This window comes from Olsenella absiana, from assembly GCF_036408855.1.
Classification (GTDB): Bacteria; Actinomycetota; Coriobacteriia; order Coriobacteriales; family Atopobiaceae; genus Olsenella_K; species Olsenella_K absiana.
The window spans coordinates 25,463-47,570 of record NZ_JAZGJQ010000002.1; the positions used below are offsets into that span (position 1 = coordinate 25,463).

A 22,108-nucleotide genomic window follows, 5' to 3' on the forward strand; every position below is an offset into this window, starting at 1 on the left:
GCGCTAGAAGCCTGCATAGATCGAGGCCACCGGGGAGTAGCCCACCCCGTAGGCGCCGAAGACCACCACGGCGCACAGAAGCCCCACGCCCGCGGCCCACCTGAGGGGGATCCCGTGGTCGAGCACGAGACCGCTCACGCCGCCGGGCCGCCGCTGGAGCACGTCGAAGGCGAGCATGACGGCCGCGCCGGCGAGCGCGACCCCAAGGTCGAGGAGGTCGCAGCCGTGGGCGAAGAGCTCGCCCGAGGCCAGGGGCCCCAGACCCGCGCCGGCGAAGACCGACGCCACCATCTGCCCGAAGTCCGCGAGCGTGTCCGCGCGAAACAGCGTCATGCCCACGACGACCAGAAGGCACGTGCGCGCCACGGCGACCCCGCGCCAGAGGGGCGCCCTCCGGTCCTGACCGAGCGCCGACGCGAGCCGTGCGAAGACCGGCTCGAGCAGCATGCCGAGGAAGACCAGGGCGAAGTAGTACAAGCCGTAGACCAGGTACTTCCAGGAGGCGCCGTGCCAGATGCCGCAGGCGCTCCACACGGCGAGGAGGGCGAGCAGCGTCGAGGCGACCCTGGCCGCGTTGCCCTTCAGGTGCGCGTGCGCCCACGTGGTGACGCGCCGCGTCGCGCCCGAGAGCGAGACCGGGAAGAAGACGTACTCCTTGAGCCAGGCGCCCAGGGTCATGTGCCAGCGGCGCCAGAACTCGTTCACGTCGTGCGAGAAGAACGGCTGGCGGAAGTTGGACGCCAGCGAGACGCCCATGAGCTCGGCCGAGCCCCGCGCCACGTCGACCACGCCCGAGAAGTCCGCGTAGAGCTGCACCGTGTAGAGCACGGCGGCGAGCACCACGACGAGCCCCTGGTAGGAGGCGTGGTTGGCGAAGACCTCCCCGACGAGCGGGTTCAGGCGGTCGGCGACCACGAGCTTCTTGAAGAGGCCCCAGAGGATGAGGTAGGTCGCGCGGGTGAGCGCCCTGCCGCGGGCGACCCGGCCCGCGCGCAGCTGCGGCGCGAGCGCGTCGAAGGTGCCGATCGGGCCCTCGGTCAGGTGCGGGAAGAAGGCCACGAAGGTCGCGACCGTGCCGAGGTTGCGGCAGGCCTCGTACTTGCCGCGGTAGACGTCGATCACGTAGCCCATGCACATGAGGGTGTAGAAGGAGATGCCGAGCGGCATCGCCACCGCGCTCGCGCCCCCGAAGAGGGGCTGCATCCCCAGGGCGCCGCGGAGGGCGTCGAGGGAGCTCGCGAGCATGCCGCCGTACTTGAGGGCGACAAGGACCGCGAGGTCGGCGAGGACCCCGACGAGCATGACGCGCCTGGCGCGGCGCTTGGTCGCCCGCCGGCGCTCCCGGGCCTGCCGGCGCGTCTCGTCCGCGGGCGCCGCCTGCTCCCCTCTGCGGAAGACCCCCTGGACCCAGAGCGCGCTCCCGTAGGTGACGAGGGTGGCGAGCGCCACGTAGAGCACGAGCCATCCGCTCGAGAGCCACAGGAAGCAGTAGCTCGCCGCCAGGACGACCGCCCAGCGCGCCCGACGGGGGCAGAGCGCGTAGGCGAGGACGGTCGCGGGCAGGAAGGCGAGCAGGTAGGACCAGGAGGAGAGCGACACGGGAGCCCCCTAGGCGAGCTTGCCGTCGACGAAGTCGGCGATCGCCTGCACGGAGGAGAAGTTCTCCGGGACCATGTCGAGCGGCGTCACCTCGATGTCGAAGGCGTCCTCGAGCTCGTTGACCAGCATGATCGAGACCATCGAGTCGATCACGCCGGCCTTGACCAGGTCGGGCGTCCCCTCGACGTCCACGCCCGGCACGAGCCTCTCGAGAATCTCCTTGACCTGCTGCTTGGTGTCCTCCATGGTGCCTCTCCCTCCTCGGCCCCGCGGGGCCCGCCGCCTCCCGGCGGCCATCGACGTGCGACTGTTGCTCGAAGCTACTGACTTGCCGCCGGCAGGCTGCGGCCGCCCCCTACGCCGAGGCGCCCAGCGCCGCCAGCGCGTGCCGGTCGATCTTGCCGTTGCGGTTGAGCGGCATGGTGCGGACCGTCTCTATCCTGTCCGGCACCATGTAGTGCGGCAGGCGGGCGCGCAGCGCCTTGGCCACCCGGTCCCGGTCGAGCTTGCGGCCGGTGCAGAAGAGCACGATCTGGTCGCGCGCGGCCTCGAAGACGGCGGCGCAGGAGCCCACGCCCTCCACCGCCACGGCGGCGGCCTCGACCTCGCCGAGCTCGATGCGGTAGCCGCTGCGCTTGATCTGCGTGTCCTTGCGGCTCACGTAGCGCAGGTTGCCGTCCTCGCCCATGCGGACGATGTCGCCCGTGCGGTAGACCAACCCGCGGGCGGGGTCGAGCGGGTCGGGCACGAAGGCCTGCATCGTGCGGCGGGCGTCGCCCAGGTAGCCCTTGGCCACGAAGGGGCCACCCACGTAGAGCTCGCCCTCCTCGCCCACCTTCGCCTGCCGGCCGTCCTCGGTGAGGACGTAGGCGCGCAGCCCCTCGCAGGGCCTGCCGATCGGCAGCGGCTCGTCGTCGGCGAGGCGGCGGTCCACCTTGTAGTAGGTGCAGATGTCGGTCGTCTCGGTGGGGCCGAAGAGGTCGGCGAAGCGCGCCTCGGGCAGGTGGTCCATCCAGTAGTTGAGGGTCGGCGTCGGCATGACCTCGCCGGCGAACATGACCTTGCGGACGAACTCGAGCGGCGCCACCGAGAGCACGTCCCAGCGCGAGAAGATCTGGAGGGCCGTGGGCACCCAGTACAGGGTGTTCACGCGGCGCTCGTTCAGGAACTCGACCAGGCGCACGGGGAACGAGAAGAGCGCGCGCGGGACGATCTGCATCGTGGCGCCCTGGCGCACGCAGGCGAACAGGTCCGAGACGGACATGCTGAAGTAGAACGGCGTCTGGCTGCCGAACACGGTGGACTCGTCGATCCCGAAGGTGTCCGCGAACCACGAGACGTAGGAGGCGACGTTGGCGTGCGTCACCATGACGCCCTTGGGCGTGCCCGTGGAGCCGGAGGTGTAGAGCACGTAGAGCAGGTCCTCGGGGCTCGAGGCGAGCCGCACGTCGGCGAGGAGCTCGTCGTCGGGCTCGAGCGAGGCGGCGGCGCGGACGTCCAGGCAGCGGCCCGGCAGCAGGCCCTCCCCGAGCTCGCGGGTCTCGTCGCAGCAGAGGAGCTGCGCCGGGCGCATCGAGGCCACGATCTTGGCGAGGCGCTCGCGCGGCGAACCCGAGTCGAGCACGACGTAGGGACCGCCGCTGTAGGCGACGCCGAACATGGCGAGGGGCTGCAGCACGCCGCGCGGAAGGAGGATCGCGACCGGCTCGCGGACCGCGCCGGCGCGGGCGAGCCCCGTCGCCACGGAGCGGGCGCCGCGCTCGAGCCTCGCGTAGGTGAGCTCGGAGGCGTCGTCCGCGAAGGCGACCTTGTCCGGATGCGCCGCCGCCGAGGCCTCGAGCCACTCGAGGACGTTCGCCACCTGCTGGTTCTTCTCGTCTGACATGTCAGTTCCTTCCTTCTGTGGACGACGTCCGACCATCGGGGGCGCGAAGCGAGAACTCGAGGACGGAGGTGTAGGTTCCGGGTGCGCCGTCGCGGGCGTCCCCCCGCTCGACGCGGTAGCTGCCGCCCATCTGGGACATGAGGGCGCGGACGTTCTCGAGGCCGATGCGGGTGCTCTCGCGCGCCTCGGGGGCGGGCTCGACCTCGTTGGTGATCCTGAGGCCGCAGACGTCGGCCGGCGCGAGCGCAGCCACGCGCCCGTCCTCGCAGCGGCGCGCGTCGCGGTAGGCGAGGATGGTGACCTCGGAGTGGCGGGCCGCGTACTTGTAGATGTTGGAGAGCAGGTTGTCGAGGACGCGCGCGAGCGCGCTCTCGTCGACGGGGCGCTCCACGTCCTCGAGCGAGCCCTCCAGGACGACGTCGAAGCCGGCGGCCTCGAGGGAGGACGAGAACTCCGCGAGGAGGTCGCCCATCACGAGGCCCAGCGGTCCGCGCGCGTCCTTCTCGCCCGGCGCCTCGTCCTCCACCAGGAAGTGGTGGAAGAGGGAGTCCGAGAGGGTCTTGATCTGCATGCTGCGACCGTAGATCTTGTCGAGGTACTCCCCGAGCTGCGCCTCGTCGGCGTACTTGCCGTCCTTGAGGATCTGCACGTAGAGCAGAAGCGACGTGAGGGGCGTGCGCAGGTCGTGTGACATGGTGGTGACGAGGTCGCGGTTGGCCTGCTTGGCGCTCTTCTCCGACTCGATCTGCTCGGAGAACGAGACGCGCATCTGGTCCATCTGGGAGGCGAGGCTCGCGAGCTCGTCGTCGCCCCGCACCTCCACGGGGGTCTCGAGGTCGCCCGCGCCCATGGCCATGACGGCGCTCTCGAGGCGCCTCACGTAGGCGACGCGGCGCGTGACCCCCCAGAGGAAGAGGACGAAGAAGAGAAGCGTGGCGGCCATGGCGCAGGCGGCCCTCAGGCCGACGAGGAACGCGAAGCTGAAAGACCCGAAGAGGTAGACGGTCACGGGCGTGCCGTCTGCGAGTTCGAGGCCGAAGACGCGCATGCCGTCGTAGGCGGGAAGCTCCTCGGAGTCGAGGCTGGGGAGCTGGCTGCCGTCGAGCATGAAGTCGGAAGCGTAGACGAAGCCCTCGTCGCTGAAAACCTCGATCTCCACGTCGCGGTGCTCGTGCACCCAGGTCGCGAGCCTCCCCGAGCTCGCCTCGGTCACGTCGTTGGCGACCATGAAGTCGCCGAGGCTGCGGGCGCTCTCGTCGTAGCGCCTGTTGATGTAGGAGCTCATCGCGCCCGTGTCCCTGCTCACGACGTGCGCGGCCCAGGAGAGGGCGAAGAAGGCCCCGATGGCGGCCAGGGCGCTCGCGATGACCAGCTTGACCAGACGGACGCGCAGCGAACCGCCGAAGAGGAGGCGGCGCAGCCTACTCAAAGCGGTACCCCCTCCCCCAGACCGTCTTGACGTGGACGGGCTGCTTGGGGTCGCGCTCGATCTTGTTGCGCAGGTGCGAGACGTGCACCATGATCGTGGCGTTCGCCGAGTGCTCGTAGGGCAGGCCCCACACCGTCTCGTAGATCTGGCGGGCGGAGTGGGTCGTGCCGGGCGCCTCGGCGAGCAGGCGCAGGATCCCGAACTCGGTGTCGGTCAGGCTGACGGGGCTCCCGCCGAGCTTGACCACGCCCGACTCGAGCCCGACCTCGAGGTCGCCACTCACCACGTCGCAGCCCTTGGGCCGGAAGTCGTCGTCGGGCTTGCCCTGGTAGAGGTGGTAGCGGCGGATGAGCGCCTTCACGCGGGCGAGCAGCTCCGTGTAGGAGAAGGGCTTGCAGAGGTAGTCGTCGCCGCCGGAGAGCAGGCCCGTCGCCTTGTCGGACTCCTTGGTCTTCGCGGAGAGGAACAGGATCGGCACCATGGACTGGCGCCGGCGGATCTCCTTGCAGGTGTCTATCCCGGACATGCCGGGCATCATCACGTCGAGGATGACGAGGTCGCAGTCGTCCGTGAGCAGGGCCAGCCCCTCGGCGCCGTCCGCGGCGCCCGAGACCTCGTAGCCCTCGCCCTCGAGAAGGACCGTGACGCCCTCACGGATGTCCTGGTCGTCCTCGATGATCAGTATCTTGGAACCCGCCATGCCCTCTCACCTCCCGCCGGCCGCGCGGGGTGGCGCCCCGCGCGGCCTGAATCCTTCGACCACATCCTACGCGGGCGCCCCGCGCGGGCGACCGGCGGCTTCCTTATGAAGTCTTAAGGGGCGGGGCGCCTCCTTAAGAGAAGGGCCCGCCCGCAGCGGCTTGCTGCGGACGGGCCCGGACAATCCGATGGCGGGTGCTGCCGAGGGCTCGAGGCTAGGCGCCCACCGCGGCCTTGCCGGCCTTGGCGGCGCGCTCGGCCTGGTCGACCCTCGCCTGGGAGACGTGCTCGCGGCCCATCTCGCTCCACTCGGGCTCCTCGTCGGGCATGGAGCCGGCCTCGGTGCGCACGAGCTCCTTGAGGCAGTTGTAGGCGACGATGACGCCGAGGACCGTGAGCAGCACGGCGAAGACGAGCTGGAGGCCCTTGGTGGCGACGACGGCGAAGGTGAGCCCGCCGGCGAGCGCGGTGACGCAGCCCCAGATGCTCATGGCCAGAGAGGTGAAGGTGCACACGAGCAGGAAGGCCACGGGAGCGTAGAGCATCCAGCCCTTGCGGCCGGTGGCCTTGCAGAAGACGGCCAGCGTGATCATGGTCATGCCGCCGAGCAGCTGGTTGGAGGCGCCGAAGAGCGGCCAGATGTTGAGGTAGCCGCCGTAGCAGAGGGCCCAACCGAGGGCGAGGGTGGCCGCGGTCGCGACCCAGGTGTTGGTGACGACGCCCAGGGCGCCGGAGCGCTTCTCGCTGCTCTCCGCCGCGTCGTTGGTGCGGTAGAAGAACTCCTGGAAGGAGGTGCGGCCGATGCGGGCGACGGCGTCGAGCGAGGTCAGCGCCAGGGCGGAGACGTTCATGGTCATGAAGACGGTGGCGAAGGTGTTGTCGATGCCGAAGCTCTCCATGCCGCGGGCGACGCCTGCCGCGAAGATCTGGAACGGAGTCGAGGCGACGCCGGCGTTGAGGGCTCCCGTGCCGGCGGTGTTCATGTCGGAGAACATGATGCCGGCGACGACGATGGCGAGCACGCCGACGAAGCTCTCGAGGACCATGGCGCCGTAGCCGACGCTCAGGGCGTCAGCCTCGTTGGAGAGCTGCTTGGAGGAGGTGCCGGAGGAGACCAGGCTGTGGAAGCCGGAGAGGGCGCCGCAGGCGACGGAGACGAACAGCACCGGGAAGAGGTAGTTGCCCTTGGCGGCGAGCGCGCTCATCTGCTCGGAGGAGGCGACCATCGGGGCGCTCATGGTCGCGCGGCCGGTCGCGCCGAGGACGACGACGCCGAGGACGGCGCAGGCGATCATGGCGACCATCATGATGGCGGTCAGGAAGTCGCGCGGCTGCTTGAGGGTCTGGATGGGCATGGTGCTCGCGAAGACGAGGTAGAGCATCACGACGGCGACCCAGGCGCCGGTGGAGAGGTAGAGCGGGAACCTCATGCCGAGCGCGAACATGACGCCGATCATGAGGACGGCGAGCACGAACTTGGGCACGCCGGCCAGCTGGAACCTGCGGTCGAGCCAGCCGAAGGCGATGGCGAAGAAGGTGAAGAGGATGGAGATGGTGTCCGCGCAGCCGGCGGCGTAGGACTTGCCCGCGTCGAGCGCGCCGTCCACGTAGGTGGCGCCGAAGGTGCCGGCCACCATCGAAGTGAAGGCCGCGACGACGACGCAGCAGAACAGGAAGCTGAAGAGCAGGAAGAGGCGGCGCCCGGTCCTGCCGATGTACTTCTCGATCAGCTGGCCCAGGGACTTGCCGTTGTTCTTGACCGAGGCGTAGAGCGCGCCGAAGTCATGCACGGCGCCGAAGAAGATGCCGCCGACGAGGACCCACAGCAGCACCGGTAGCCAGCCGAACATCATGGCCACGATGGTGCCCGTCACCGGGCCCGCGCCACAGATGGATGAGAACTGGTGCGCGAAGACGGAGAAGCGCGAGGCGGGGGTGAAGTCCTTGCCGTCCTCCATGCGCACGGCGGGCGTCAGCGCTTCGCGGTCGACGCCCCAGGAGCCAGCCAGCCAACGGCCGTAGCCCACGTAGCCAATGACCAGGGCCACCGCCGCGATAACGATGACTGTCAATCCATTCATGTTACTAACCTCCCCTGCGGGGCTCTGACGACCCCCTCGCGGGCGCCGCGTCATGCGCAGGGGGCCTCTCCCCCAAACGCGCAATCGCCGCACGCGGACGTTCCACGTGCGTCGGCCGAAATCCTAGTCACTGGGACTTCAGGCACCCTTCATGCGGCGGAGAAAGAAACTGATACGAAATGTTCGGTTATCACAGATGTAAAGTACCGAATCGCGGACGGCGTCCTTCTCGTGGCGAACGGCAGGCGAGAAGGTCGTGCGGCCCGGGCGCGGGTGCGCCCTACTCGTGGGGCGCGACGAACTTCTCGAGGTAGACCATGTCGTACCAGGTGCCGAACTTGCGCGCGCACTTCTCGAACCTGCCGACGAGGCGGTAGCCGAGCGCCTCGTGGAAGGCCGCGCTCGCGTTGGTGAGGTGGGCGTCGGGCGCGCTCGCGTAGGCGACGCAGGCGTAGAGGTTGCAGATGCCCGCCGCGGCGCAGCGGCGCTCGAGCTCGTCGTAGAGCGCGCGGCCCACGCCGTGGCCGCGCTCGTCCGCGGCGACGTAGATCGAGGTCTCGGCGCTCGTGCGGTAGGCCTCGCGCTCGTGGAAGGGGCCGACGTAGGCGTAGCCCACGGGCAACGGCGCGCCCCCCGGCTCGGGCGCGCGCTCGGCCACGAGGTAGGGGTAGCGCTCGAGCGTCGAGGCGATCCTCCGGCGGAACTCCTCCTCCGAGGGCGGCACGAGCTCGAAGGAGATGGCCGTCTCGCGCACGTAGGGCGCGTAGATGGCGAGGAGCGCGGGCGCGTCCTCGGGCGTGGCCTCCCTGATCAGGAGCCCCTCTCGCTTCGCCTGCCCCATGGCTAGCCCCAGGGGCCCGCCGTCGGCACGACGCCCAGGCCCTTCGCCACGATGGTGATGAAGTCCTGCACGTTGGTGACGATGGCCGTCGCGGAGAGCGACCCTCTGTCCTGCAGCTTGTTGACCACGAACTCCGCGGCGTCGACCGCGTAGAGGTAGAGCGGGCGGACGGTGCCGTCCTCCGTCACGCGGAACGAGGGGGTGAGGTTGCCCGTCGCGATGGTGTGTAGCATCGTCGCGAGGCAGATGACGGTCGTGGCGCTGCGCACGAGCTCGCGCATGCGGTCCTGCGCCTCGTACACGTTGCCCACTACCTCGGGCAGCGGGCCGTCGTCGCGGATGGAGCCGGCCAGGACGTAGGGAACGTGCGACTTCTCCAGCTGGTACATGATGCCGTTGTCCACGTGGTACTCGTCGACGAACGCGGCGATCGAGCCGCAGCGGCGCACGCGGTTGATCACGTCGAGGTGGTTGTGGTGGCCGCTCGGCATGCAGCGCTGCGTGTAGATGTCCTGGCCGAGCGCCGTGTGCAGGTGGGCGGCCTCCAGGTCGTGGGTGGCCAGCGCGTTGCCCGCGAGCACCCCGTCCACGTAGCCGGCCTCGATCATGGCCTGCATGAAGCGGCGCGCGTCGTAGTCGAAGGCGAAGGCGGGGCCCATCACCCACAGCACGTTGCCGTGCTCGCGCTCGTGGCGCAAAAGCTCGATCAGCCTGTCGTAGTCGCGCGCGAAGGAGGTCTCGCGGCTCCTGCCCTGGCGGAAGACGAACTCGCCGCCGCCGGCGTCGCGCGCGCCGCCCTCCTCGTCGAAGCCGTGCGTGTGCACGAGCACGCCCTCGCTGCCGTCCTCGCTGCGGCCGAGCACGATCCTGTCGCCCCTCCGGAGCGCGCGGTTGGCCTCGACGTCGAAGGAGGGCGCCCCGTCCGGGCCCTCGCGCACGATCACGGAGGCGTCCATGCGCGTCTCGGCAACAAGGTGCCAGCTCCCGTGCAGCTTCACGTACTCGGGGTACATCGACGTGCTGTGGAAGCCCTCGGGGGCCACGCCGTCCTGCTCGACCACGGCGAGGCGCGCGTCGGGCGCCGACGCGAGCGCGGGCGCCGAGAAGTCGGGCTCGTGGTAGGCGGGGAGCCTGAAGGGGGCGCGCCCCGGGCAGGGCTCTTGCGGGCGGATGCTCTTGTCGGCCGTCATGGGGCCTCCTGGGTGGACGGGAAGGGTGGTCGAGAAGAACCTTAGGCCCTCGGGCCCCGTCGTGCGGAAGCCGTCAACACGCTGTAACGTGCGCGGGCGCGCGGGGCGCGCAAGCCCGCCGGCCCGAGGCCCCGGGCCGGCTTGCGCCCCGGGCTCCCGCCGGCCGGCGCCCTACGCCTCCGTCGAACCGGGCTCGGCGCAGTCGGGCGCGGCGACGGCCTCGCCGGAGCCCGCCTGCCGTGCCGCCCGGGCGGCGCGCGCGTCAAGGTAGTGGTCGAACTGCAGCTTCACGAAGGCGCCAACGGGGACGGCCACGAGCATGCCGAGGACGCCACCGATCGTGCCGCCCGCGATCAGGGAGGCGATGACCAGCAGCGGGTGCACTTTGATGGTCGTGCCCAGGAGCTTGGGGTTCACGACGTTGGAGTCGACGACGAGGATGACGGCGAGCAGCACGCCGCCCACCACGAGCCTGTGCAGGTCGCCCGCGGCGAGGCAGGAGACGGCCAGCGTGCCGTAGCCCACGAAGCCCGTGAGGTAGGGGATCAGGTTGCCCAGGCCGGTGAGGATGCCGATCATGGCGCCGTAGGGCACGCCCGCCACGGTGAGGGCGACGCTCGCCTCGATGCCCACCAGGACGGCGTCGAGGAACTGCCCGCGCAGGTACCCGGAGAAGACCTCCTGGGCCTCCCCCGCCATGCGCCTGGCGACCGCCCGGCCCTTCTCGCCCACCAACACGCGGAAGGCGCGCTTCCAGTAGGCGCCGATGTTCTCGCCGTCGACGAGGAAGTACACCGCGAAGATGACCGAGAAGAGCGCGGTGGAGAGGGCCTCCGGCGCGCCGGAGAGCATCCTGGCGACGCGCGACGTGACGCTGTCCAGCGAGATGCCGGCCTTGGCGAGCTGCTCGACCGCCATGTCCGCGAAGTCCCGGTAGCGGCTGGTCAGCTCGGTGTAGACGTAGTTGAGGTCCTCCAGGCGCACCTCCTGGATCTGCCTCAGGAGCGCGCTCAGGGTGGCGAACATGAGCACGACCACCACCGCGAGCACCATGACGACGGTGAGGGCCACGGCGAGGTCGCGCCTCACCGCCCTGCTCCTGAAGGGCAGGTGCCGCTCGACCATGCCCACCACGGGGCTCAGGAGGTAGGCGACGAGCAGGCCGAGGCACAGCGGCCGCATGATCGAGCCGACGACGTCGAGCAGGACCCTCCAGAAGGCGCCGGAGTGGTAGAGCAGCAGGCCGGCGAGCAGGGTGAGGAGGGCCGCGCAGACGCCGTAGGCGGCGACCTTGAGGTAGCGCCGGTCCACGGCGTCCCGGAGGCTTCGCATGAAGACCGCTTTCTCCCGAATTCGTACCCTGCATTATCCACAGGCACCTGGGGTAGAGTAGGAGGGTCCCGCGCGCACACAAGGAGTTCACGTCACGCGACGCCGGACCGAGGGCGCCCACGCGACGCGCCCGGCGCGGCCGCCGCCCGCCAGGGCACGCCGCCCCCACCCAATCCCCGGACCCAGGAGAACCCCGTGGAAAAGGCACTCCAGATCTTCAGGCGCGACCTCAGGCGCATCCTCAGGAACCCGGTGGCCGTCGTCGTCACCCTCGGCGTCTGCGTCATCCCGTCGCTCTACGCCTGGCTCAACGTCCTCGCCAACTGGGACCCCTACAAGAACACCCAGGGCGTCTCGGTCGCCGTGGCCAACAACGACCGGGGCGCCGAGGTCGCCGGGATGGGCTTCGTGGACGCCGGCGACATGGTCGTCCAGGAGCTCGGCGAGAACGACCAGCTCGACTGGCAGTTCGTGGACGAGAGCGAGGCGGTCGACGGCGTGACCTCGGGCCGCTACTTCGCCGCCATCGTACTCCCCGAGACCTTCACCCAGGAGCTCTCCGGCGTGCTTTCGGGCGACGTCTCCTCGCCGAAGGTCACCTACTACGTAAACGAGAAGCTCAACCCCATCGCCCCCAAGGTCACCGACACGGGCGCCAACACGATCGAGTCCAAGATCGACGAGACCTTCGTCGCCACGGCGAGCAAGGTCGTGATCGAGAAGATGCAGGGCGCCGGCGACCAGGTCAGCGCCAGCGCGAACGAGGCCGCGGAGGGGGCGGGGAGCCGCCTGCGCGAGGCGTCAGGCACCCTCTCCGACCTCGAGGAGAAGATCGCGGGCGCGCGGGAGACCATCTCCTCGGCGCGCACCACCGCGTCCTCGGCGGCGGGAACCCTCGACTCCCTCGCCGGAGCCGCCGACGGCGCCAGCACCACCCTCGCCGAGGCGACCGACGAGCTCGCGAGCGCCCGGAGCGGCAGGGCGGGGCTCGCGCGGAGCCTCTCGACCACCCTCGCCGAGGCGTCGTCGCTGGCGACGGGGGTCTCCGGCAGGACCAACGCCGCCATCGGCACCGTCTCCGGCCGCGTGGCCGCGGCCCAGTCCACCGTCGACGGCTACCTCGCGCAGGCGCGCGGGCTGAACGAGGAGAACAAGGCCCTTCTCGACCAGCTCGAAGAGATCACGCCCTCCGTGGGCGAGTCACTGCGGCCGAGGTGGGACGCCCTGCTCGAGGAGCTCAGGGGCCGGCAGGAGGCCGACGAGCGGCTCGTGGCGAGCCTCCAGACGGCCTCCGACGGCCTCAAGGCGGACGCCGCCGCGGTCTCGGGCCTCTCCTCCACCATCGACGGCGCCGTCGGCACCACGTCCTCCTCCGTGCTCGACGCCCAGGTCGCGCTGACCTCCACCGCCCTGCCCGCGCTCGACGGGGCGCTCGACTCCCTCTCCTCGGCGGCGGGCGGCCTCACAGGCGGCCTCGGGGGCGTGCGCCCCACCATCGAGCAGGCCGAGGCGGTCCTCGCGCAGCTCGACGGCACGCTCGCCGACGCCGACGAGGCGCTCAGCCTCACCCAGGACGAGCTCGCGAGCGTCCGCGAGGCGCTCGACGGCGTCGCGACCGACGTGGCGGCCGTCCAGTCCTCCGAGGCCCTCGCGAGGATCGACGAGCTCGGCCGGACGGACGCCTCCGCCGTCGCCGCGTTCATGTCCTCCCCCGTCACGATCGACGAGCGGCCCGTCTTCCCCGTCGCCAACTACGGCTCCGGCGTGGCGCCCTTCTACACCAACCTCGCGCTGTGGGTGGGCGGCTTCGTGCTGGTCGCCATCTACAAGGTGGAGGTCGACGGCGAGGGCGTGGGGCGCTTCAAGCCGTGGCAGGGCTACTTCGGCCGATGGCTGCTCTTCGTCGCCCTCGGCGAGCTGCAGGGGCTCATCTGCTGCCTGGGCGACCTGGCCCTCGGCATCCAGTGCGTGAGCCCGGCGCTCTTCGTGCTCGCGGGGCTCGTCGAGTCCTTCGTCTACGTGAACCTGATCTACGCCTTCTCGGTCGCGTTCAAGCACGTGGGAAAGGCGCTCTGCGTCCTCCTCGTCATCCTGCAGATCCCCGGCTCGGCGGGCACCTACCCCATCGAGATGATGCCCGGCTTCTTCCAGGCCATCCACCCGTGGCTGCCCTTCACCTACGGCATCGACGCCATGCGCGAGGCCGTCGCCGGCGCGTACGGCTCCTACTTCGCGACCAACCTCCTCATGCTGCTCCTCTTCCTCGTGCCGGCGCTGGTCGTCGGGGTCGCCCTCAGGCGCCCCCTCATCAACGTGAACGTCCTCTTCGACCGCCGCCTGGCCGACACCGACCTCATGATCTGCGAGCGCTACGGCACCGAGGTCGAGCACTACCGCCTCGCCCTGTTCGCCCGCACCCTCATGCACTCCGAGGAGTACCGCCGGCGCCTCGCCCGCTCGCTCGAGCGCTTCGGCCGCCGCTACCCCCAGATCCAGCGGCGCGGCTTCGTCAGCCTCCTCGCGCTGCCGATCGGCCTCGCGGTGGCGATGTTCGTCTCGCCGCAGCCCGCCAAGCTGCCGCTCTTCGTGCTCTGGATCGTCACGATCGTGGCCCTGTGCGCGCTGCTCATCGTGACCGAGTACCTCCACGACTCGCTCGAGAGGCGCATGGCCGTGGCGAGCCTCACCACCGACGAGGTCTTCTCCCTCCTCGGCAGGGAGCTCGACGGGCAGGAGGGCGCCTTCGCGGACGGGCCCACGGCGGCGGGGGCCGACGCCACGGTCGCCTGCCGCTACGAGGACGAGGGGGACGCCGGCGCGGACGGGGCGGCCGGGAGGGGAGGTGACGCGCGATGAGGAAGGTCTGGCGCATCTTCTGCCTGGACGCCCGCAACGCCACGCGCAACGTGATCGCGCTCGTGGTCTGCGTCGGCCTGGTCGTCATCCCCTCCCTCTACGCCTGGTTCAACATCGCCGGCAGCTGGGACCCCTACGGCAACACCAAGGGCCTGCGCGTCGCCGTGGCCAACGACGACGAGGGCTACACCTCCAAGAGCCTGCCCATGACCCTCAACCTCGGCGAGGACGTCGCCGCGAAGCTGCGCACGAGCGACAAGATCGGCTACGAGGTCACCTCGCGCGAGGAGGCCGAGGAGGGCGTGCGCTCCGGGAGGTACTACGCGGCGATCCTGATCCCGGAGGACTTCACCTCCTCCCTGCTCTCGGTCGCCTCCGAAGACGTCCACCCCGCCACCCTCACCTACGAGACGAACGAGAAGCGCAACGCCATCGCGCCGATCGTGACGGACAAGGCCGTGGCGTCCGTGCAGTCCGACATCCGCGAGACCTTCACCGAGACCGTGGGCGAGGTCGGCGCGAGCACGCTGGCCAACCTCCAGAACTACCTCAATGACGACGAGGTGCTCGACCTCGCCGCCTCCCTCGAGCGCTCGGTCGACTCCGGCGCGGCCGAGCTGCGCGCGGTCTCCGGGCACGTCTCGGCCTACGCCCGCCTCGTCTCCTCCGCCGCCGACCTCGTCGAGAGCTCAAGCGACCTCGTCGGGGCCACCGGCGAGGCAGCGGACACCCCCACGAGGGCGCTCTCGGAGAGCGCGGAGGGCGTCCGGGGCGCCGGCGACGCCCTGGACGGCTCGGCCGCCGCGATCGCGTCCGCGCTCGACTCGGGCGCGACCAGCCTCGACTCCCTCGACGCCGCGATCGACCGGGCCTTCGACGCCGCCGCGACCTCGGCCTCCCACGGCTCGGACGAGCTCTCCTCCCTCGCGGGGCGCGTCGACGCCGAGCGCGCCGCCTACGCCGGCCTCGCCGAGTCCCTGGGCGAGGTCGCCAAGGAGCTCGACCCGCCCGCGCGGCGCCTCGCCGAGGGCGCCGCCGCCCAGGCCGACGCCATCGCCACCAGGCTCTCCTCCCTGCGCGACCGGCTCCTCTCCGCCAAGGACGCCATCGACGGCGGCGTGGCGGACGTCTCCCAGGACCGCGACGCCGCGCACGAGCTGGTCTCGCAGGGGCGCGAGGGCGTCGACGGGCTCAGGCGGTCCTACCGCACGGACCTCAGGCCCTCGGTGGACGCCCTGGCGGACAAGGTCGACGCCGCCGCGGCCGACGCCGCGGGCATCTCCGACGAGCTCGCCTCCACCACGGCCTCCCTGGGGGAGACCTCCGACAGGGCGGCCTCCGACCTGCGCGGGCTCGAGGAGTCGCTCACCGGCGTCGCCGCCAAGGTGTCGCAGACGGCCGACGGCCTCGACGGCCTCTCGGTCTCGCTCAAGGACGCGGCCGGCTCGGGCGACGCCGGGCAGGTGCGCCAGATCCTGTCGGCCGGTCCGCGCGACCTCGCGGAGTTTCTCGCCTCGCCGGTCTCGCTCGACCGCGTCGCCATCTACCCCGTCGCCAACAACGGCTCCGCGATGGCGGGCTTCTACACCACGCTCTCGCTGTGGGTCGGCGCCATCGTCCTGGTGGCCATGCTGCGCGTCGACGTCTCCGACCGCGAGGCCGCGGCAGTGGGCGGGGCGGCCCCGCGCCACCGCTACCTGGGGCGCCTCGGCGTCTTCTGCGTCCTCGGGCTCCTGCAGGCGGCGCTCGTCTCCCTCGGCGACCTCTTCTACCTGGGAATCCAGTGCGAACACCCGCTCGCCTTCGTCGCCACCTGCCTCGTCGCCTCCCTCGTGTTCGTGAACGTCATGTACGCGCTCACGGTGAGCTTCGGCGACGTGGGCAAGGCGGTCTGCGTCTTCCTGCTGGTCATCCAGGTGGCCGGCTCGGGCGGCACCTTCCCCGTGGAGATGCTGCCGGCCCCCTTCCAGGCCGCCTACCCCTACCTGCCCTTCGTCCACGCCATCTCCGCGATGCACGAGTGCGTCGCCGGCTTCTACGGCAACGTCTGGGCCACGGAGCTCGCGGGGCTCTGCGGCTTCCTCGCCCCTTCGCTCGTGCTCGGGCTCGCCCTGCGCAAGCCCGTCGTGCGCCTCAACCGCTGGGTCGCCGAGCGGCTCGAGAGCACGCGGGTCATGTAGGGGCCGGAGGCGTCAGCGCTCGATGCCGCCCAGGGCGATCCGCACGGCCCGGTCCTCGTCGTCCGTGACCACGAAGAGCTCCGGGTCGAGCGGCGAGATGCAGCCGGACTCCACGACCTCCCCCTCGAGCCAGCCCATGAGCCCGCCCCAGTAGGAGGTGCCGAAGAAGACCACGGGCGTGCGGGCGATCTTGTGCGTCTGGACGAGGGTGAGCAGCTCGAAGGCCTCGTCGAGGGTGCCGAACCCACCCGGGAAGACGATGGCGGCCGACGAGTACTTGACGAACATGGTCTTTCGCACGAAGAAGTAGCGGAAGTTCATGCCCAGGTTCACGTAGTCGTTGACGCCAGGCTCGGCGGGCAGCTCGATGCCCAGCCCCACGGACTTGCCGCCGACCTGCGAGGCGCCGAAGTTGGCGGCCTCCATGATGCCGGGGCCGCCGCCGGTGATCACGGCCACGCCCTCGCCCGCGATCCTCCTCGCCACGCGGCAGGCCGCGTGGTACATGGGGTCTGACCTCGGGGTCCGCGCCGACCCGAAGACCGCGACCGCCGGCCCCAGCTCGGCGAGCGCGCCGAAGCCGTCCACGAACTCCGCCTGGATGCGCAGGACGCGCCAGGGGTCCATGTGGAGCCAATCCGTGCCACCCTCGTTGGAGAGCAGGTGGCTCGCCGTCGTGGTGCTGGGGACCATGGGCCCGCGCATGATGACGGGGCCGCGGTGGTAGGCGCCGCGCGCCGGCTCCTCCGCCGGCGCGTCGGGCAGGGCCCCCGGGCCCTCCTCCCCCTCCGCAAGGCCGCCCTCGTCCGCGCGCCTCTCGTCTGCGTTCATCGCATCCCCTCTCCTCGGCCTACGTCCGGAAGGCAAGTCTGCCACCCTTCCGTAAGCGCCCCGACTCCCCCGCGTACGGTCTGCATCTCGTACGTCCTGCATGACACCACGGCAGACGGGCGAGCGGCGGGGTTTCTCGGTGGGCGCACGTGTACGGGCGCGGCGGGCGGCTACAATGGCACTGATTCTGTCGCATTTGTCCGATCCGGCCGCACCCGCGGCCCGAGAGAGAGGAACCAGCATGGAGAAGCGCTCCGTCACCACATTCGCCGGAAAGCCCGTCACCCTGCTCGGCCACGAGGTCAAGGTCGGCGACAAGGCGCCCGCCTTCACCTGCGTCAAGCAGGACCTCACGCCCTTCTCGCTCGCCGACGTCGAGGGCAAGGTCAAGCTCGTGAGCGTCGTGCCCTCTGTCGACACCGGCGTCTGCGAGCTGCAGACCGTCCGCTTCAACCAGGAGGCCGGCAAGCTCGCCGACACCGCGGTAATCACCATCAGCTGCGACCTGCCGTTCGCCCAGGGCCGCTTCTGCGCGGCCAAGGGCATCGACAACGCCGTCGTCGTCTCCGACTACAACGGCCACCACTTCGGCCTGGCCTACGGCTTCCTCATCGAGGAGCTCATGCTGCTGAACCGCGGCATCGTGGTCATCGACAAGGACGACGTGGTCCGCTACGTCGAGTACGTTGCCGAGAACACCGAGCACCCCGACTACGACAAGGCCCTCGAGGCCGCCCGTGCGCTGCTCTAGGCACCGGGACGAGAGGGATGCGGGCGCCCGGGGCGAGAAGGACCTGCGCCCCGGGCGCCCCTACGTGCGCGACGCGACCCCGGGCGCGCGGGCCGCGCTCGCGGCCCCGCAGACGCCCGTCGCGCTGGCGCTCCTCTCCCTCGCCACCGGCCTTCTCGTCGGCCTCGTCGCCTGGGGCGCGCTCACGCTGTCGGATCGGCTGATCGAGCTCGTCTGGGGCCTCGCCGGCGGCCGGGGGGCAGACCCCGCCCTCGGGGCCTCCTGCGCCCCCCGGTGGTTCCCCCTGCCCGCCTGCGTCGCGGGCGGCCTCGTCATCGGCCTGTGGACGAGGCGCACGCACGTGGCGCCCGAGTCGCTCGAGACGGTCATGGCCACGCTCAGGCGGACCGGCTCGTACCGCCTCGAGCACCCGAGCGCGTCCGTCGTGAGCTTCCTGCTGCCCCTCGCCTTCGGCGGCTCGGTGGGCCCCGAGGCGGGACTCACCGGCCTGATCGCCTCCGGCTGCTGCTGGATCCGGGACACCCTCAAGCGCGCGGGCCTGAGGGTCGGCGCCGTCGCGGACGTCACGGTCTCGGCCTCGCTCTCCGCAATCTTCGGGGCGCCCTTCGCAGGGCTGCTCGCCGAGGCCGAGGGCGACGCGGGCGCCCCGGACGTGGACGCCTACGAGATGCGCCGTCCGGTCAAGGCCCTCCTCTACCTCACGGCGGCGCTCGGCGCCCTCGCCGGCGTCAGGCTGCTCTCCGCCCTCGTCGGCGGCGCCTCCGGGCTCCCCCGCTTCGCCGCCTCAGAGGCGGACCTCGCCGACCTCGCCTGGTTCCTCCCCTGCGCCGGCATGGGCTACGCCCTCGCACTCGTCTCGCGCGTCTCCCAGAGGGCGTTCTGCGCCCTCTCCCGCCGCGTCGGCGACGGCGAGGCCGCCCTCCTCGCCAAGCCGGTGGCAGCGGGCGCCGTCCTGGGCGCAACGGCGGTCCTCCTTCCCGACGTGCTCTTCTCCGGCGAGGGGGCCACGCGCGCGCTGATCCGCGACTGGGCGGTAACGGCGCCGTCGGCGATGCTCGCATGCGGCCTCGCGAAGAGCGCCCTCACGCAGATGTGCATCGCCCTGGGCTGGCGCGGCGGCCACTTCTTCCCCGACATCTTCGCCGGCGCGGCCTGCGGCATGGGGCTCGCCGTCATCACGGGCGCAGACCCCACCTTCGCCGCCGCCGTCACGGCCTCCACCTTCGTGGCCGCCACGACCAAGAGGCCCCTGCTCACCGTCGGTCTCCTGCTCCTGTGCTTCCCCGCAGGCGACATCCTGTGGAGCGCCGCGGCAGCCGCGCTCGCCTACGTCCTCCCCCTGCCGGCGGCGCCTGCCTCGGGCGAGGGGGACGCGGGTGACCAGGGCGAGAGGGGTGCTGCCGCCCGGGGCGAGAAGGACGCTCCGCCGCACCGCCCAGACGCGTCCCGCCTGCGCTAAAGTGTTGGCATCAGATACGAGGCCTCAGGCGGCACGCGACGACGAGGAGCCCACTTTGGCGGCATCGGGAGACGCACGGGGGACCACGTCCGAGGGAGGCGCGGAGGCGACCCCCACAGGGCGGGACGCGGTCCAGAGGGACGGCACCCAGCTCCTGCCGGAGGGGTCCAAGCGCCAGCGGGGCGTCCTCCGCTTCGCCAACGCGGTCTCGTGGATGCGCCTCGTCACAGTCGTGCCCGCCACGGCGCTGCTCCTCATGTCCGTGAGCTTCTCGCTCGTCACGGTCGCAGACCTCCTCCGGACGCTGGCGGGCCTCCTCGCCGGCCATTCCGACCTCGTCAACCTCTCGGTCGAGTTCGTCGAGTACACGGACTTCTTCCTGCTCTCGACCGTCCTCTACATGACCTCGCTCGGCCTCTTCTCGCTCTTCGTGACCGACCGCACGCCGCTGCCCCCTTGGCTCTCCTTCCACGACTTCGACGACATCAAGGAGCGGATCGCGCGCGTCGTCGTGGTCATGCTCGTCGTGTTCTTCTTCGGCGAGGTCCTGCGCGGCAAGGCCGGGGAGAGCCTCCTCGTGCTCGGCGTCTCGATCTCGCTGGTCATCGTCGCCATGTCCGTCTTCCTGCGCTGCACCGTGCCGCCCAGGCGCTAGTCCCGCGCCGGCTCGGGCCGGCTCCCCGCGCCCACCCAGCACGTCCGCAACGCCCCATCCACGACCCCGGAGGTTCCCATGAGCTGGAACGCGCGCGTCCTCGTCGGCCAGTCGGGCGGCCCCACCGCCGCCATCAACGCGAGCCTCGCGGGGGTGGTTCAGACCGCCCGCGCGCTCGGCGCCGAGGCCTGGGGCATGCGCCACGGCGTCCAGGGCCTCCTCGCCGACGACGTCGTCGACCTCGCACGGACGCTCCCGGACGCGGCGAGCCTCGAGCTCCTCCGCCAGACGCCGGCGAGCTACCTGGGGAGCTGCCGCTACAAGCTCCCGGACGCCGACGCCGACCCCGCCACCTACGAGCGCCTCTTCCGTACCCTCGAGGCGCGCCGCGTGGACGCGGTCCTCTACATCGGCGGCAACGACTCCATGGACACGATCGCCAAGCTCTCCGCCTGGGGGGCGCGCGCAGGAAGCCCCGTCCGCTTCGTCGGCGTGCCCAAGACCATCGACAACGACCTCGAGGGCACCGACCACACGCCGGGCTTCGGCTCGGCCGCCAAGTTCGTCGCGACCTCGGTGGCCGAGCTCGGCCGCGACGCCTCCGTCTACGACCTCCCCAACGTCCTCGTGGTCGAGGTCATGGGCCGCGGCGCCGGCTGGCTGGCCGGCGCCTCCTGCCTCGCGCGCCAAGACGGCCTGGGCCACCCCGACCTCATCCTCCTGCCCGAGGCCCCCGTCTCGGAGGACGCGCTGGTCGAGGCCGTGCGGGGGCTGCTCGCCCGCAAGCGCTGCGTGGTCGTCGCCGCGAGCGAGGGCGCGCGCCGCCCGGACGGCTCCCTCATGTGCGAGCCCCCGACGGGCGCCGTGAGGACCGACGCCTTCGGCCACGCGGCGGCGCTCTCCGGCACCGGCCGCCACCTCGCCCAGCTCCTCGGCGAGCGCCTGGGCGTCAAGACCCGCGCCGTCGAGCTCTCGACCCTGCAGCGCTGCGCGAGCCACCTCGCGAGCGCGTGCGACCTCGCGGAGGCCGCCGCCCTGGGCGGCGTCGCCGTGCGCGCGGCGGCCGCGGGCGAGACGGGCGTCATGCCCGCGATCCGCCGCGAGGGGAACTCTCCCTACCTCGTCTCCTACGGCCTCGCGGACGTCTCCGCCGTCGCCAACGCGGAGCGCCGCGTGCCCGCGGCGTGGATCCGCGAGGACGGCATGGACGTGACCAGCGACTTCGCGGACTACGTGCGCCCCCTCGTCACGGGCGAGGTCGCGCCCCTGTTCGTGGACGGCCTCCCGCTGCACGTGGAGCCGCTGGCCTAGCCGGCGCCCGGCCGCGAGCGCCGGCCGCGAGCGCTACCATGTGAGCGACGGCGCCCGCCGGCGCGGCCGCCGGACCGGCAACCCACACCCGAGAGTCTGGAGCCCCATGATCCGTCTCGCCCTCTCAGACATGGACAACACCCTCGTGCCCTTCGGCCGAAAGGCGGCCTCCCCGAGGACGGTCGCGGCGATCAGGGCCTGCCAGGAGCAGGGCGTAGACTTCGGCCCCGCGAGCGGCCGCGACCGCGGCGAGATCGCGAGCTTCTTCGACGGCGACAAGAGCCTGTTCAACACCGGCGTCCTCGTGAACGGCCAGAAGGTCTACTACCTCGGCGAGGTCGTGTACGAGAAGACCCTCCCGCGCGACCAGCTCCGCGAGGTCGAGCGCGTCGTCGCGCCCCTCAGGGGCTGCGCCCTCATCACCTACCGCGACAACGCCTTCGGCGACTGGGTCGGCGACACGCGCGACGCCCTGGGCGAGATGTACGAGCGCGCCTTCATCTGCGGCGGCAGCCACCACCGCACCCTGCCCGACTACCCCGTCATCAAGGCCGGCATCATCGTGATGGACGACGACCTGCTCCCGCGCCTGGCGGAGCGCCTCTCCGCGCTCTGCCCCGACCTCGTCTTCCCCAACACGGTCGTGCACTGGCTCGACGTCTCCCCCAAGGGCTGGGGCAAGGCCGAGGGCGTCGCGATCCTCCAGCGCGTGCTGGGCCTCGGCGACGAGGAGGTCTGCGTCTTCGGCGACGCCGACAACGACCTCGGCATGCTCGAGCGCTTCCCCAACTCCTGCGCCGTGGCCAACGCCAACGCCAACGCCTCCGCGGCGGCCCGCTGGCACGTGGGCGCGAGCGCCGAGGACGGCGTCGCCGTCGCCCTGGAGCAGATCGCGGACGCCGCGCGGCGCCACAACGAGACGGGCGAGGACGCCCTGCCCGCCTTCATGCGCGCGTAGCGCGCGGCCGCTATCATGTGGCCTACGGGTATGTGGCCTACGGGTAGCCGG

The 22,108-nt window shown here is 71.4% G+C and carries 17 protein-coding genes; 7 read left to right on the top strand and 10 right to left on the bottom strand.

The window, feature by feature from the left end; genetic code table 11:
- Positions 1-3: 3 nt before the first annotated feature.
- The 9 genes from VXJ25_RS02045 to VXJ25_RS02085 all read right to left on the bottom strand — a co-directional run bounded on the left by VXJ25_RS02045 (position 4) and on the right by VXJ25_RS02085 (position 11,056).
- Positions 4-1,599: an MBOAT family O-acyltransferase gene (locus tag VXJ25_RS02045; protein ID WP_330957550.1), complete on the bottom strand. Its 1,596-nt coding sequence runs from the start codon at positions 1,597-1,599 to the stop codon at positions 4-6.
- Positions 1,600-1,608: 9 nt separating this feature from the next.
- Positions 1,609-1,845, bottom strand: a complete 237-nt coding sequence (locus VXJ25_RS02050; RefSeq protein WP_330957551.1) for an acyl carrier protein — start codon at positions 1,843-1,845, stop codon at positions 1,609-1,611.
- 109 nt (positions 1,846-1,954) lie between these two features.
- On the bottom strand, positions 1,955-3,484 hold the full coding sequence (locus VXJ25_RS02055; protein ID WP_330957552.1) for an amino acid adenylation domain-containing protein: 1,530 nt from the start codon (positions 3,482-3,484) through the stop codon (positions 1,955-1,957).
- Position 3,485: 1 nt separating this feature from the next.
- Positions 3,486-4,913, bottom strand: a complete 1,428-nt coding sequence (locus VXJ25_RS02060) for a sensor histidine kinase (RefSeq protein WP_330957553.1) — start codon at positions 4,911-4,913, stop codon at positions 3,486-3,488.
- Positions 4,906-5,613: a response regulator transcription factor gene (locus tag VXJ25_RS02065; RefSeq protein WP_330957554.1), complete on the bottom strand. Its 708-nt coding sequence runs from the start codon at positions 5,611-5,613 to the stop codon at positions 4,906-4,908. Before VXJ25_RS02065 ends, VXJ25_RS02060 begins: the two co-directional genes overlap by 8 nt.
- 214 nt (positions 5,614-5,827) lie before the next feature.
- Positions 5,828-7,693, bottom strand: coding sequence for a carbon starvation CstA family protein (locus tag VXJ25_RS02070; RefSeq protein ID WP_330957555.1), 1,866 nt, complete (start codon positions 7,691-7,693; stop codon positions 5,828-5,830).
- A gap of 280 nt (positions 7,694-7,973) precedes the next feature.
- On the bottom strand, positions 7,974-8,534 hold the full coding sequence (locus VXJ25_RS02075; RefSeq protein WP_330957556.1) for a GNAT family N-acetyltransferase: 561 nt from the start codon (positions 8,532-8,534) through the stop codon (positions 7,974-7,976).
- A 2-nt stretch (positions 8,535-8,536) separates the two neighbouring features.
- Positions 8,537-9,724 (bottom strand): putative NPN-dependent ornithine cyclodeaminase, encoded by a 1,188-nt coding sequence (locus tag VXJ25_RS02080; RefSeq protein WP_330957557.1) that lies wholly within the window; start codon positions 9,722-9,724, stop codon positions 8,537-8,539.
- A 171-nt stretch (positions 9,725-9,895) separates the two neighbouring features.
- On the bottom strand, positions 9,896-11,056 hold the full coding sequence (locus VXJ25_RS02085; protein WP_330957558.1) for an AI-2E family transporter: 1,161 nt from the start codon (positions 11,054-11,056) through the stop codon (positions 9,896-9,898).
- A 195-nt stretch (positions 11,057-11,251) separates the two neighbouring features.
- Between VXJ25_RS02085 and VXJ25_RS02090 the strand changes: the two genes are divergently transcribed.
- Together VXJ25_RS02090 and VXJ25_RS02095 are read left to right on the top strand one after the other, a co-directional pair.
- Complete coding sequence (locus VXJ25_RS02090) at positions 11,252-13,912, top strand: YhgE/Pip domain-containing protein (protein ID WP_330957559.1); 2,661 nt, start codon at positions 11,252-11,254, stop codon at positions 13,910-13,912.
- Positions 13,909-16,092 carry a YhgE/Pip domain-containing protein gene (locus VXJ25_RS02095; protein WP_330957560.1) on the top strand — a complete coding sequence of 728 codons (2,184 nt, stop codon included), beginning with the start codon at positions 13,909-13,911 and terminating at the stop codon, positions 16,090-16,092. Before VXJ25_RS02090 ends, VXJ25_RS02095 begins: the two co-directional genes overlap by 4 nt.
- 12 nt (positions 16,093-16,104) lie before the next feature.
- On the opposite strand, the gene VXJ25_RS02100 is transcribed toward VXJ25_RS02095, so the two are convergent.
- Positions 16,105-16,923 (bottom strand): LOG family protein, encoded by an 819-nt coding sequence (locus VXJ25_RS02100; protein ID WP_330957561.1) that lies wholly within the window; start codon positions 16,921-16,923, stop codon positions 16,105-16,107.
- Positions 16,924-17,164: 241 nt separating this feature from the next.
- On the opposite strand from VXJ25_RS02100, the gene tpx reads away from it, so the two are divergent.
- The 5 genes from tpx (at position 17,165) to VXJ25_RS02125 (ending at position 22,057) form a co-directional block, all read left to right on the top strand.
- Positions 17,165-17,674, top strand: a complete 510-nt coding sequence (gene tpx / locus VXJ25_RS02105) for a thiol peroxidase (protein WP_330957562.1) — start codon at positions 17,165-17,167, stop codon at positions 17,672-17,674.
- Positions 17,661-19,133, top strand: coding sequence for a chloride channel protein (locus tag VXJ25_RS02110; RefSeq protein WP_330957563.1), 1,473 nt, complete (start codon positions 17,661-17,663; stop codon positions 19,131-19,133). The genes tpx and VXJ25_RS02110 overlap by 14 nt, the downstream gene beginning before the upstream one ends.
- Positions 19,134-19,188: 55 nt before the next feature.
- On the top strand, positions 19,189-19,788 hold the full coding sequence (locus VXJ25_RS02115) for a YqhA family protein (RefSeq protein WP_330957564.1): 600 nt from the start codon (positions 19,189-19,191) through the stop codon (positions 19,786-19,788).
- A 78-nt stretch (positions 19,789-19,866) separates the two neighbouring features.
- Positions 19,867-21,099 carry a 6-phosphofructokinase gene (locus VXJ25_RS02120; RefSeq protein WP_330957565.1) on the top strand — a complete coding sequence of 411 codons (1,233 nt, stop codon included), beginning with the start codon at positions 19,867-19,869 and terminating at the stop codon, positions 21,097-21,099.
- 106 nt (positions 21,100-21,205) lie between these two features.
- Positions 21,206-22,057, top strand: a complete 852-nt coding sequence (locus tag VXJ25_RS02125; protein WP_330957566.1) for an HAD family hydrolase — start codon at positions 21,206-21,208, stop codon at positions 22,055-22,057.
- Positions 22,058-22,108 lie beyond the last annotated feature (51 nt).

Coding starts and splice junctions, on each gene's coding strand:
- VXJ25_RS02050 (WP_330957551.1), bottom strand. CDS start 1,845: ATGGAGGACACCAAGCAGCAGGTCAAGGAGATTCTCGAGAGGCTCGTG.
- VXJ25_RS02055 (WP_330957552.1), bottom strand. CDS start 3,484: ATGTCAGACGAGAAGAACCAGCAGGTGGCGAACGTCCTCGAGTGGCTC.
- VXJ25_RS02065 (WP_330957554.1), bottom strand. CDS start 5,613: ATGGCGGGTTCCAAGATACTGATCATCGAGGACGACCAGGACATCCGT.
- VXJ25_RS02070 (WP_330957555.1), bottom strand. CDS start 7,693: ATGAATGGATTGACAGTCATCGTTATCGCGGCGGTGGCCCTGGTCATT.
- VXJ25_RS02075 (WP_330957556.1), bottom strand. CDS start 8,534: ATGGGGCAGGCGAAGCGAGAGGGGCTCCTGATCAGGGAGGCCACGCCC.
- VXJ25_RS02080 (WP_330957557.1), bottom strand. CDS start 9,724: ATGACGGCCGACAAGAGCATCCGCCCGCAAGAGCCCTGCCCGGGGCGC.
- VXJ25_RS02085 (WP_330957558.1), bottom strand. CDS start 11,056: ATGCGAAGCCTCCGGGACGCCGTGGACCGGCGCTACCTCAAGGTCGCC.
- VXJ25_RS02095 (WP_330957560.1), top strand. CDS start 13,909: ATGAGGAAGGTCTGGCGCATCTTCTGCCTGGACGCCCGCAACGCCACG.
- VXJ25_RS02100 (WP_330957561.1), bottom strand. CDS start 16,923: ATGAACGCAGACGAGAGGCGCGCGGACGAGGGCGGCCTTGCGGAGGGG.
- tpx (WP_330957562.1), top strand. CDS start 17,165: ATGGAGAAGCGCTCCGTCACCACATTCGCCGGAAAGCCCGTCACCCTG.
- VXJ25_RS02120 (WP_330957565.1), top strand. CDS start 19,867: ATGAGCTGGAACGCGCGCGTCCTCGTCGGCCAGTCGGGCGGCCCCACC.
- VXJ25_RS02125 (WP_330957566.1), top strand. CDS start 21,206: ATGATCCGTCTCGCCCTCTCAGACATGGACAACACCCTCGTGCCCTTC.